Raw genomic sequence first — 484 nt, 5'->3', positions numbered from 1 at the left:
TCGAACTGCAGTGTGCTGGCGGCACGTCGACGCGATACAGCCATGTCGATCACCCGGGTGAGCAGGACTTCCCGAGCCCGGGTGGGCGAGCCCTCGGCCTCGGCCGCCTCCAGCGCATCCTCGAGCTGGCCGAGTTCACGCTCGGTGAGCGCGATGACGATGGCTTCCTTGGTCTTGAACTGGTGGTAGACAGCGGCTTTCGTGACGCCGAGTGCGTCGGCGATCATCTGCAACGACGTGCCGCTGACCCCGTGCTCGGCGATCAGCTCAAGCGCCGCATCGAGAATGCGGGTCTGAGCTGCGCTGCGCGGGTTCCCGAGCACGTCTCGACCGTAGCCGATCAGCTCACCGACTTGCCCGTAGCCGCGGCATAGCCGCTGCGGTAACCGAACACCATTGCGGGACCGAGGGTGCCGCCGGCCCCGCCGTAGGCCTTGCCCGTCACCCCGCCCATGGCGTTGCCCGCGGCGAACAGGCCGGGGAT

The 484-nt window shown here is 68.2% G+C and carries 1 protein-coding gene; it reads right to left on the bottom strand.

Annotated features, from left to right (window positions below; translation table 11 throughout):
• On the bottom strand, positions 1–323 hold a 323-nt coding region (locus RM844_RS32275; RefSeq protein WP_311671005.1), incomplete at its 3' end, for a TetR/AcrR family transcriptional regulator.
• Between the last annotated feature and the right edge of the window lie 161 nt (positions 324–484).

This window comes from Streptomyces chisholmiae, from assembly GCF_031845445.1.
GTDB lineage: Bacteria > Actinomycetota > Actinomycetes > Streptomycetales > Streptomycetaceae > Streptomyces > Streptomyces chisholmiae.
Note: the sequence above shows the minus strand (reverse complement) of the source record. Positions and strands in the feature narration are given on the sequence as shown.